This window comes from Bacillota bacterium, from assembly GCA_018818595.1.
Classification (GTDB): Bacteria; Bacillota_I; Bacilli_A; order Izemoplasmatales; family Hujiaoplasmataceae; genus JAHIRM01.
On sequence record JAHIRM010000022.1, the window covers coordinates 1 to 12,220 of the forward strand.

9 protein-coding genes and 1 pseudogene are annotated in these 12,220 nt (G+C 30.9%); 9 read left to right on the forward strand and 1 reads right to left on the reverse strand.

What is annotated here, in order from left to right:
- The first annotated feature begins 136 nt into the window (after positions 1 to 136).
- The 4 genes and pseudogenes from KJ971_04655 (at position 137) to miaA (ending at position 6,841) form a co-directional block, all read left to right on the forward strand.
- On the forward strand, positions 137 to 1,528 hold the full coding sequence (locus tag KJ971_04655; GenBank protein MBU1145130.1) for a hypothetical protein: 1,392 nt from the start codon (positions 137 to 139) through the stop codon (positions 1,526 to 1,528).
- Positions 1,529 to 1,576: 48 nt separating this feature from the next.
- Positions 1,577 to 4,152, forward strand: a pseudogene (mutS, locus tag KJ971_04660) (DNA mismatch repair protein MutS).
- A gap of 44 nt (positions 4,153 to 4,196) precedes the next feature.
- Positions 4,197 to 5,945, forward strand: coding sequence for a DNA mismatch repair endonuclease MutL (gene mutL / locus KJ971_04665; protein MBU1145131.1), 1,749 nt, complete (start codon positions 4,197 to 4,199; stop codon positions 5,943 to 5,945).
- Entirely contained in the window at positions 5,942 to 6,841 is a 900-nt protein-coding gene (gene miaA, locus KJ971_04670) for a tRNA (adenosine(37)-N6)-dimethylallyltransferase MiaA (protein ID MBU1145132.1), read from the forward strand. Before mutL ends, miaA begins: the two co-directional genes overlap by 4 nt.
- 18 nt (positions 6,842 to 6,859) lie before the next feature.
- On the opposite strand, the gene KJ971_04675 is transcribed toward miaA, so the two are convergent.
- Complete coding sequence (locus KJ971_04675) at positions 6,860 to 7,255, reverse strand: rhodanese-like domain-containing protein (GenBank protein ID MBU1145133.1); 396 nt, start codon at positions 7,253 to 7,255, stop codon at positions 6,860 to 6,862.
- A gap of 136 nt (positions 7,256 to 7,391) precedes the next feature.
- Here KJ971_04675 and efp point away from each other — a divergent pair, with 136 nt between their 5' ends.
- The 5 genes from efp to KJ971_04700 all read left to right on the forward strand — a co-directional run.
- Positions 7,392 to 7,952 (forward strand): elongation factor P, encoded by a 561-nt coding sequence (efp, locus tag KJ971_04680; protein ID MBU1145134.1) that lies wholly within the window; start codon positions 7,392 to 7,394, stop codon positions 7,950 to 7,952.
- 27 nt (positions 7,953 to 7,979) lie between these two features.
- Positions 7,980 to 9,359: a hemolysin family protein gene (locus KJ971_04685; protein ID MBU1145135.1), complete on the forward strand. Its 1,380-nt coding sequence runs from the start codon at positions 7,980 to 7,982 to the stop codon at positions 9,357 to 9,359.
- Positions 9,360 to 9,423: 64 nt separating this feature from the next.
- Positions 9,424 to 10,146: an rRNA pseudouridine synthase gene (locus tag KJ971_04690; protein MBU1145136.1), complete on the forward strand. Its 723-nt coding sequence runs from the start codon at positions 9,424 to 9,426 to the stop codon at positions 10,144 to 10,146.
- A 63-nt stretch (positions 10,147 to 10,209) separates the two neighbouring features.
- Positions 10,210 to 10,893, forward strand: coding sequence for a (d)CMP kinase (gene cmk, locus KJ971_04695; protein ID MBU1145137.1), 684 nt, complete (start codon positions 10,210 to 10,212; stop codon positions 10,891 to 10,893).
- Positions 10,883 to 12,220: S1 RNA-binding domain-containing protein (locus tag KJ971_04700; protein MBU1145138.1), on the forward strand; the 1,338-nt coding region annotated here is incomplete at its 3' end. The genes cmk and KJ971_04700, both read left to right, overlap by 11 nt.

Below are 12,220 nucleotides of genomic sequence, written 5' to 3' on the forward strand. Positions count from 1 at the left end.
AAAAAACAAAATTTTTTTATTCAATTTTTCAAAAAAAAAAAAAAACAAGGAAATCGCCAAATTTTCTGTATTAACACTTGAAAAATATAAAAGAATATAGTAGTATATAATTATATTTGTAGAAAAGGGTGAGACCATGAGTAAATTCAAAACAAATGAAGAATATTTTGCTTACTCAAAAACGCTATCTGTAATCCCCACAGAAGATCTGCTTTCATTAATCGTTCAATTTAAAATTAAAATCCCATTTTACGTACATCGTTTCATTTTACGAGAAACGATGTATCCTAAAGTGTTTCAAACCAAATTATATCAAACCTATACGGATGAGTTGAAATACCGGTTAAGAGGCTATAAGGATTATTCAATCTTTCTACTAGAAAAGTTAATGAGTGATTACAATCTTGATTTTGACGCTGCTCATTATAAAGAAATCTTTTTTAATTTCTTGTTTTTAAATCGCAATTTATATAATTTAAAAAACAACTTTTTTGATGAACTAGAAAAACTTAAATATAAATATACTGTTGATTTTGAAAAAATAAAATATCTTGACTTCATGTCCCTTTTTGGTATGGTTTTTTACGAACCTGTCGGATATTTAGATGGAGTAAGCTTAAAGATTTTAAAAGATGTTTTAGTCCACTCTTGCACCTTAGGTGATTTAAAAGGACTAGGTGAAAAGTACAGTGTGAAAGTTCCAAGAAGAATTAACAAAGGTAAATTAATCGAAATTTTGGCTGCACGTTTTCGGCTTACTGAAGAAGAATCTGAATTACTTCATGCTAAATCAGTTTTAGAATTAGAAATTTATGCTAAAGAAAAAGGATTTAATATTTCCATTGATTTGAAAAAAAGTGATATGGTTGAATATTTGATTTTCGCTTTAAACATGTATCATCAAGAAATTATGAAAGACAATCATGATTATAAAGTTCCTCTTATGGAAGAACTAGATAGCGTTCAAATTGAAGCAATTGAATTTGTTGCAAATGACCAAGACATTCCTGTTATTGAAGTCGATTTAGAAGAGGTTCCAGTTCAAAAACTTCCTCAAAAAGAAGCTAAACCTGTTGAAGTACTTCCTACTCCTGAAGAAGAGGAAATTTCTCCTGTTTTTGAAGAAGAAATTGTTGAAGAAATTGTTGTTTCAAAACCAGAAGTTGTAACCCCAGAACCTGAAGAAATTGTTGAAGAAAAAATTGAAAATGTTGTTGAAGTAAAACCTTCTGAGGTTAAATTAGTTGAAAAGGCAGAGACTCCTATTGAGCCTGAAAAACCTGAAATTAAAAAAGAAATAGAGATTCAACCTTTAGCAGATATTGATTTTACAAAAGAAGAAAAGGAATTACTAGATGAAAAAATTGATTTAATTATTAAAAAATACCATAAACAAAAAAGAAGAAAACGCTTCTTTACTATATTACTCATTTCTTTATTAATAATTGTTATAGGATTTGTTGGATATTCGTATTTGTATTATATTCGTGAAGGTGTACCACCATTTGGAATTCCTGTATTTTGGTAATTAAAAAGATAAATGATTTAGGTGATATATTTGAAAAATATTGATTCAATACGTTACACACCCATGATGCAACAATATCTTGAAATCAAAAAAGACTATACGGATTTTATAGTCTTTTTTCGCTTAGGTGACTTTTATGAAATGTTCTTTTCTGATGCAATTGTTGCTTCAAAAGAATTAGAAATCGTCTTAACTGGCAGAGATGCTGGTGTTGAAGAGAGAGTGCCTATGTGTGGTGTTCCTTACCATGCTGCAAATCTTTACATTGAAAAATTAATTGATAAAGGATTTAAAGTTGCAATTGTTGAACAAATAGAAGACCCAAAATTTGCAACTGGTATTGTAAAACGAGATGTTATAAAACTCGTGACTCCTGGAACATTAGTAGAGGAAGGCACCATTGATGAAAAGACTAATAATTATATTTGTGCTATTCACGAAGGAAAAGATAAGTACTTACTTGCCTATTCTGATTTAACAACCGGTCAAAACTACATTGTTACAACTCCAAAAGATCTCGATTTGCTCTTTAATGAAATTCTTAATCTTAATGCAAAAGAAATAATTATCGATTCTCATTTCTCACAACGAAATATCAAACCTTATTTAGATCAATATTCTTTAACAATTTCAATAAACGATGATTGTCATCTTACAAGTTACTATAAAAATCTTGTTCAGGATGTCTATGATAAAGAATTAATTCAAGCATTTGCAAAATTAATTAATTACTTAATCAAAACTCAAAAAAAAGAATTAATGCATCTTCAAAAAGTTCAAATTTTCGAATCCACTTCTTATTTGAGAATTGATAATAATTCAAAGAAAAACTTAGAATTAACTGAGACTTATCGTCAACAATCTAAAAAAGGAACGCTTTTCTGGCTTTTAGATCGATGTGAAACAGCAATGGGTTCTCGTTTTCTTAAACAAAATATATTAAGACCTTTAATCGATTCTCAAAAAATACAAAATCGATTCTCTCTCATTGAAGCCTTAAACGATAATTTCATTATCAGAGAAGATTTAAAAAATCAATTAAAAGTCGTTTATGATTTAGAAAGAATTATCGGAAGAATTTCATTTGGTAATGCCAATGCAAAGGATTTAATTAACTTAGCAAGATCATTAAAAGTTATGCCAACTATCAAAGAATTAATGGGACGTTTAAATAATAACTATGCTTCTTTACTAATTGAGAAGATCACTGATTTTTCAGTTTTAGAAAATCAAATTACAAGTGCAATTATTGAAAACCCTCCACTATCCATAAAAGAAGGCGGATTTATCAAGCCGAATTATTCTTTAGCCTTAGATGAAATTAAATATAATTCTCTTCATGGAAAAGAATGGCTAGAAGCCTTTGAGCAATCTGAAAGAGAACGCACTGGCATAAAAAAACTTAAGATAGGATACAATCGTGTTTTTGGTTATTATATCGAGATTACTAAAGGGCAATTAGATTTCATACGAGATGATTTTGGATATGAAAGAAAACAAACTCTTTCAAATTCAGAAAGATTTATCACACCAGAATTAAAAGCCAAAGAAGCTTTTATTCTTGGCGCACAAGAGAAAAGTATTCATTTAGAATATGAATTATTTTTAGAAATTCGTGAATTAACAAAAATTCAAACGACGTCTTTACAAGAATTAGCAAAAATCATTTCTGAAATTGATATGATTTATGCCTTTTCAGTAGTATCAATGAATAATAGATACATCCGCCCTGAAATCATTGAAGACAAAATCATCGATATTAAGAATGGAAGACATCCTGTTGTAGAAGTTTTATTAGAAAACGGTTCTTATGTCGAAAACAGTCTATTTATGGATAATTCGACCAATATTTTGTTAATTACTGGTCCTAATATGTCAGGTAAATCGACTTATATGCGTCAACTTGCATTGATTATTATTATGATGCAAATGGGATGCTTTATCCCAGCAGAAAGCGCTAAGCTCCCCATTTTCGACCAAATATTTACCCGGATTGGAGCAAGTGATGATTTAACAACTGGGAAATCTACTTTTATGGTTGAAATGCTAGAAGTAAATTATGCTTTACAAAACGTTACTTCAAACAGTTTAATTTTATTCGATGAAATCGGTAGAGGAACTGCTACTTATGATGGAATGGCTTTAGCTCAATCGATTATCGAGTATTGCCATCATAAACTTCATTGTAAAATATTGTTTTCTACTCACTACCACGAATTAACCTATTTAGAAGAACAATTAGAATCGTTACATAATGTCCACGTTTTAGCAAAAGAAGAAAAAGGAAATATTGTCTTTTTACATAAAGTTGTAGATGGTCCAACTGACAAATCATATGGAATTCACGTAGCTAAACTTGCTCATCTTCCTTTGGGTTTAATTAACCGAGCTAAAACCATTCTTCTAGAACTAGAGAAGAATCATGGTTACAATGTCATTAAGCCACAAACCCTTGATTTATTCAACTACGAAAACGCTCTTGAGATTGAAGAAGAGGAGTCAGATAAATACTTATCAATCATTGAACAACTTCAAACAATTGATTTAAATGAAATACGCCTTTAAAAGCGATGAATATCTTATCTGATGTTATCGAAGAAATTAAAAAAACAAATCCTAAATAAAGTCCATAACCGGACTTTATTCATAAGACTGTGAGGTGAAATACATGGGTAAAATTATTAGACTTGATTCTAAACTATCGAATATGATTGCGGCAGGAGAAGTTGTTGAAAGAATTAGTAATGTTGTCAAGGAATTAGTTGAAAATTCACTTGATGCATTAGCCACAACTGTTGATATTTCTTTAGAAGATTCAGGACTCAAAAATATTAAAGTCTCTGATAATGGTACCGGTATGGATTTAGAAGATGCTCTTCTATCTTTTGAGAGACACGCAACTTCGAAAATCAAGACCGAATATGATTTATTTCATATCCATTCGCTTGGATTTAGAGGTGAAGCATTGCCTTCAATTGCATCTATTTCTAGAGTTGAACTTGAAACATCTTTAGGTAATGATTTAGGGTATCGTGTCATTTATCAAGATGGAGTTCTAATCGAAAAAGGTTTTGCTAGTGCAAGAAAAGGCACATCGATTGAAGTAACAAGACTTTTTTATCATACACCAGCCCGTTTTAAGTATTTGAAAAGCCCTCAAACAGAACTTTCTAATATTCAAGAAATTGTAAATAAATTTAGTTTAAGTCATCCACAAGTTTCTTTTACATTGTCAAATAATAATAAGATGTTATATCAAACCAGTGGAAACAATCATTTAGTTGATATTCTTGCGAAAATTTATGGCATCGAAGTTGCCAAGAACATGACAGAATTTCATGCTAAGAATCGGGATTATGAAATCAATGGATATCTTGCAAACCCCATACAAAACCGAGCAAGTAAATCTTATATCACAATCATTGTTAACCATCGAATGGTTAAAAATTATAAAATTGTAAACCAAATTATTGAATCGTATGATCAATTAATTTCTAAACATCGATATCCAATCGTTTTATTAAATATTACAGTCGATCCTATGTTAATTGATGTCAACATTCATCCTTCTAAACAAGAAATCAAGTTTTCTGAAGAAGATAGACTTTTAAAATTAATTTTAGATACCATTCGCTCAAAACTTCAATTGGTTGAAGTCATTCAACCCGTTTATTATCAAGAATCTTCAAATGACTTACAAACAAAGATAGATTTTTCTTCTGAAAAAAATATTTCACTTAAAAACTCCTCTCTTTTTGATGAATCATTAAAATCAAATTCTTTAATTCTAGAGGAAAACAATAACGATGCTTCAAAAGTATTCGTTAAAAAATCAATTCCTGATTTTGATTATATTGGACAATACCGTGGTACTTATCTACTCTTTCAAAATGATGAAGGATTGTTTTTAGTTGACCAACATGCTGCTGCAGAACGAATAAGATACGAAAAGTATTTAGAGAAGATGGCCCATCCTGCCTCTGAAATTTATAATTTGCTCGTCCCCATGAAACTTGATTTATCAAACAATCAAACGATTGAGATTATAAATTATTTGCCTCAAATTCTTGAATTTGGTATTCGTTTAGAAAAAGATGAATCTTCTAGTTTTTCTATCTTTTCTGTACCTAGTTGGTTTCCAAGAGGATATGAAGTTGTTTATACCGAAGAAGTAGTCAAAACAGTAGTTAATACTAACAAATTACAGATAAAGGAAATAAGAGATGAGCTTGCAAAATTGCTTAGTTGCAAACATTCTCTTAAAGCAAATGCATTTATATCGAAAAATGAAGTATCTCACTTAATGAATGATTTACGCTTATGCCATAATCCCTTTACTTGTCCGCATGGAAGACCGATTGTCGTTTCCATTTCTAATCATGAAGTTGAAAAATGGTTTAAAAGGATTATGCCATGAATCAGATCATAGTAATTGTTGGCCCTACAGCAATGGGTAAAACGACGTTAAGTCTCGAATTAGCTAAGAAACTAGATGGAGAAATCATTTCCGCGGATTCTATGCAATTTTATAAAGGCTTAGATATTGGAACAGCCAAAATTAAAAAAGAAGAAATGGAAGGCATTAAGCACCATCTAATCGACATTTTAGATCCTTCTGATTCGTTTTCTGTTGCGATCTTTCAAGAGTTAGTGAGAGAAAAAATTTCTCTTTTACTTTCGCAAAAAAAAACACCTATCATCGTAGGTGGTTCTGGTTTATATCTTCAATCTGTCCTTTATCAATATGAATTTCCAGGTGTGAAACGAAGTTCAACCGAAATGAATTGTTATGATTGTATGACCAATGAAGAATTAATGTTAATTTTAACTTCTTTAAACGAAGAATTAGCAAAATCAGTTCATTTGTCAAATCGAAGAAGATTATTAAGAAGTATTGAAATTGCAAAGTCTCTAGATCAAGATTCTTATCAAAAAGGAAAACTTCCTTTTTATGAAAACGTCATACTCATTGGTCTTCAAACTTCAAGAGAGAAAATGTATCAATTAATAGAAGCCAGAGTGGATCGAATGGTTCAAAACGGATTAATCGAAGAAGCAAGATCTTTTTATGATAAAAAAATATCTTCCCAGTGTAATATGGCCATAGGTTATAAAGAATTGTATGACTATTTCGATGAATCTGTGACGCAAGATGAAGCCATTGCAAATATTAAACTCCATTCCAGACGTTATGCAAAACGACAACTTACTTGGTTTAAAAATAAAATGGAAGTTAATTGGTTTGAAGTTAACCTAACTGATTTTCATTCAACAGTGGAAGAAGTATTACAGTTTATAGAAAAAAAAGTGTAGACGATGTCTACACTTTCATTATTCTTTTAGATTAAAAGTCCAACTTTCTAGTCCACCTTTAAGTAAATAGATGGGATGATATCCTTTTTTAATTAATTTTTTCCCAACGCTTCTTAAAAGCGATGAGCTAGTATTGTCATAGATGAAAACAGCTTGGTCTTTTCTGATTTTATTTAGTTGAGCAAAAATAGTTCTTTTAGGAAAATTACGAGATCCATTAATCTTTTTACTAGCATACTCTAACTCTTTTCTTAAATCAAGCAATTGACCTTTTCGCATGTTTTGACGAAATTCTTCTGCTTCAAGGTAAATTAATTGTGAATAGTCATGGGATTTTCTTGAAGCAACTAAAAGACCGATGATTAATCCAAGTCCAATAGGTAGAACCCATTCCATAATTGATAAAAAATACATAATGTCACACCCTTTAAAAAACTACTTATAATTATAGTAGAGTTGTTTTCTATTGTCAACAACTGATTTTTGTATTATAATATACTGTGATATAATAGACATACTACTTTTCGAGGCGGTATTAGGAGGAAATAATATGATTAGCACCAATGATTTCAAAACAGGTCTTACAATTGAGTACGAAGGGAATATTTATTCTGTTATCGAATTTCAACATGTAAAACCGGGAAAAGGAAGTGCGTTTGTAAGAACAAAACTTCGAAACCTTAGAACCAATTCAGTTATTGATAAAACATTTAATGCAGGACTCAGTATGAATCAAGCAAACATTGATAAGTCTGCTATGCAATATCTATACGCTTCCTCTGATGTACATGTGTTTATGAATACAGATACTTACGAACAAATCGAACTTAACGCATCACAAATAGAAAATGAATTAAATTACCTTTCCGAAGGAATGGTTATTAATGTTATATCTTATGAACATGAGATTTTAGGCCTTGAAATTCCTGACAAGGTAACACTTGAAATTGTTGAAACGGCTGGCGGAGCCAGAGGAAATACGACCTCTAATGCGACAAAAGAAGCCATGACCAATACAGGATTGCGTTTATTAGTTCCGCTCTTTGTACAAACTGGAGATAAAGTAATTGTTTCGACCGCGACAGGGAAATATGATACAAGAGCAAAATAGTTTATTTTATTTGAGGAGTGATTTTTCTTGGAAATAAGTCACACGTGGCTTTCTTTTTCAGCCGTTACATTTAATCCGACCTTACTTGTCTTAATGCTAGTATTATTGGTTACTTCAGCATTCTTTTCTATGACTGAGATGGCTTTTTCAGCAGTAGGTAGAGTAAAACTTAAAACATTGGTCGATCAAAATATTAAAGGCTCAAAGAAAGCGTATTGGATTGTCGAAAACTTTGACAAAGCATTAACTACTTTGTTAGTAGGAAATAATTTATCCAATATTGCACTGACTACAGTTAGTGTTATCTTATTTACGGGGTTTTTTAGAGATTTACCAAATTCAGATACGATTATTACGTTAATGAACACATTAGTTATGACAACTATTATTTTGATATTTGGCGAAATTTTACCTAAAAGTCTTGCGAAATCTTATCCTGATAAAATTTGTCTTTTTGTAAGTGGATTTTTGTATTTGTTGATTAAATTGATGACACCTATTACGTTTCCTTTTCGTATGTTAAACAAACATGTGGTTCGGAGAATGGATACTGAACAAAAATTAACCGTTACGGAATCAGAACTCGAAACCATTATTGATACCATGGAAGAAGAAGGTTCTATCGATGAAGAAGAAGCGGATATGTTGCAAAAAGTATTAGAACTAAGTGAAATTACTGTTGAAGAAATCATGACGCCAAGAGTCGATATGGTTGCCATTGATATTTCAGATGATGTCGATCAAATCACTGATGTATTCTTTAAAAATAAATTCTCTCGAATTCCTGTATTTGATGGGAATTATGATAACATCGTTGGTGTATTATCAGAAAGAGATTATTATACAAAATTAATTAAAGGTCATAATATTAATATTAAAAAATTACTTCGAAAGCCAATCTTCATTCCAGCAACCACAAAAGTTGACGCTTTAATTGAATTGCTTCAAATGGAAAACAGTCATTTAGCTATTGTTGTAGATGAATATGGTGGTGTCGATGGTTTAGTAACCATGGAAGACGCTTTAGAAGAATTGGTTGGAGAAATCTATGATGAGCATGATGATGTGACCAAAAATATTATTAAGCAAAATGAAAATGAATTTGTTGTAAATGCTGACTATGATTTAAAAGACTTGTTTGAAGATCTTAATTTAGGAGTATCTCCAGTTAGTGATTCAACTTCTGTAGGTGGATGGCTGTTCGAAAAATTCCAAGACATTCCTGAAGTGGGAGAAAAAATAGAATATGAAATCGCTGTGAATCAAGTCTATAACGATTTAAGCGAATTGATTAATGAAGACGTAGAAATTCTAATTTTCGAAGTTCTAAAAGTCAAAAAGAGAAGAATTAAATCGGTTTTATTAACCGTTAAAATTGAAAAACAATATTTAGAAGAAAAAAACTAGACACTATTTAAAGTGAGGATTCTTACCTATCCTCACTTTTTTAAAGAAAAAGGAGGCGTCAAGTATGGAAAGACTTCAAAAAATTATCCAAAAAGCAGGAATAGCCTCAAGAAGAAAAGCCGAGCAATATATTGTGGATGGCCGAGTATCTGTCAATGGAGTAGTTGTGAAAGAACTTGGAACTCAAGTGGAATCATCTGATGAAGTAAGAGTAGATGGCAGCCTGTTAAGCAAAGAAGAAAAAGTATATTTTGTCTTAAACAAACCAACTGGATACCTTTCAACCACAAATGATAATTTTAACCGAAGAACTATCATGGATTTAATACCTGTAAAAGAAAGAATATTCCCAATAGGACGACTTGATTATGATACTTCAGGCGTATTACTTTTAACCAATGATGGCGATTTTATGAATGCTTTAATCCATCCTCGTTATAAAGTTGAAAAAGAATACCATGTTAAGGTCAAAGGCTTGTTAAGAAAAGAAGATTCATCTAAATTATCCAAAGGACTAGATTTGGGTGATTTTCACACCATACCATCCAAGATATTTGATGTAAGATATGACGATAAAAAAGAAAACACTTATGTAAAAATTATCATAACCGAAGGAAAATACCACCAAATCAAACGAATGTTTGAAGCTATTGATCATCCTGTCTTAAAACTTAGAAGAGATCGCTTTGGAACGGTAACTTCTGAAGGTTTAAAACAAGGAGATTATCGTGTTTTAAAACCACATGAAATCAAACAATTATGGAATTTTAGTCTTCATGGAAAGTAAAGCAAAAATTTGTGCTAAAAACAGCAATTTGTGATATAATGTTAAGAGTTGAGAGGTGGAAATATGAGATATTTTGCTTTGGCAATTGATGGTCCAGCAGGAGCTGGCAAATCTACTGTTGCAAAAATCATTGCAAAAAAACTAGGGTTTATTTATATTGACACTGGTGCAATGTATCGAGCAACAACTTACAAGGCAATAAAATTAAATATTAATCTAAATAACCCAAGTGAATTTGATTTTCTAAATCAAACGACAATGGAGTTTAAAGATGGTATTTTATTTATGGATGGCCAAGATGTTACTTCGAGTATTCGATCTAATCTAGTATCAAATAATGTTTCCATTGTGGCAAGTCATGTTCCAGTTCGGAACAAACTTGTTTCTTTGCAACAAGATATAGCCAAAGATGCTAACGTCGTCATGGATGGCAGAGATATAGGAACCATCGTGCTCCCTCAAGCTGATTTAAAAGTTTATTTAAGCGCATCCGTAGAAGAAAGAGCAAAAAGAAGACATGAAGAAAATTTATCTTTAGGAATTGAAAGTAACTATGAGCTTTTAATGAAAGAGATTCAACGTCGTGATAAAATTGATTCTAGTCGTAGTTATAATCCATTGATTCAAGCAAAAGATGCCATTTATTTGGATACGTCCAATTTAAATACAGAAACAGTAGCAAATAAAATTTATGAAATGTTTATAGAAATATTACATACGAAGGAGAGTGGGTTTTGTGGAAATTAATATTCCAAAAGTAGGGGATATCCTTACTGGGACAGTTGTAAGAGTTACTCAAGAAGAAGTTTTAGTTGATGTAGGTTATATGTTTGAGGGCACCATTTATAAAAATCATTTGACTTCAAAAAAAATTGCGGATGCAAATGAACTTTTTAAAATAGGTGATGAAATTAAAGCTAAAGTTACGAAAATCAGTCACGGAGACAATAACAATATATTACTATTATCTCGTCTTGATCTAGAAAAAATCGCAATTCGTGATAAATATAAAGATGAACTTTTGATCAATTCAAATGTTTTGGCTAAAGTAAAAAGATTAAATCCTGGTGGAATTGAACTTGATTATCATTCGATTGAACTTTTTTTACCGAATTCTTTAATTGATATATCCGAATTAAATGCAGAACAAAAACAAGCTTTAGTTGGTCAAGATTTATTAGTTAAAATCATTGAAATCCGTAAAGAACGCGGAAAAGATAAATTTATTGTCAATAGAAAGCAACTTTTATTTGATGATTTGAAAGCTCAAGAAAAAACAGAACTTAAAGCTTTGGTTGTAGGAGAAGTTGTAAAAGGTATTGTATCAAACATTACTGATTTTGGTGCCTTTGTTAAATTAAGCGATCACCTTGAAGGATTAATTCATATAAGCGAGTTATCTCAATATCATATCAAACATGTTACTGATGTTTTATCTATTGGAGATGAAGTAACCGCTAAATTAATTAAAATTTCAGGAAAAAGAGTAAGTCTTTCCATGAAAGCACTTCAAGAAAACCCTTGGAATGTATTTCTAGAAAAATATAAAGTTGGCGATAAAGTAACGGGAACAGTTGTTAAAAAAATGCAATTTGGAATGCTTTTAGAAATCGAACGTGAGATTTCTGGATTGTTAAATCGTTTTGATTATTCTTGGGATCCTCAAGATAATTTAGCTGGCAAAGTCGAAGTAGGAAGTCTAATTGAAGTAGAAATTACTAGCATTAATCCAGCAAAACAACAATTTACTCTATCTAAAAAGCACTTACAATATAATCCTTGGGCCGACTTAAAATTAAAAGTTGGTGAGCTTGTTTCAGCAACCGTTAAATCGTTTGTTGAAAAAGGCGCCATTGTAGAAATTGCTGAAGTAGAAGGCTTTTTACCTATTGGTGAAATTCAAGATGATCGAGTGAACCGAATGGAAGATGTTTTGAAAATCGGAGATGTTTTAACCGTTGAAGTTTTGTCTTTCTTTGCTAAAGAATGGAAATTAGTCGTTTCCTTAAAAAGAGTTCAAGAAAAAAAGAATCGTAAAGAATACGAAACACAATTAAAAGAAAATGTATCTTCA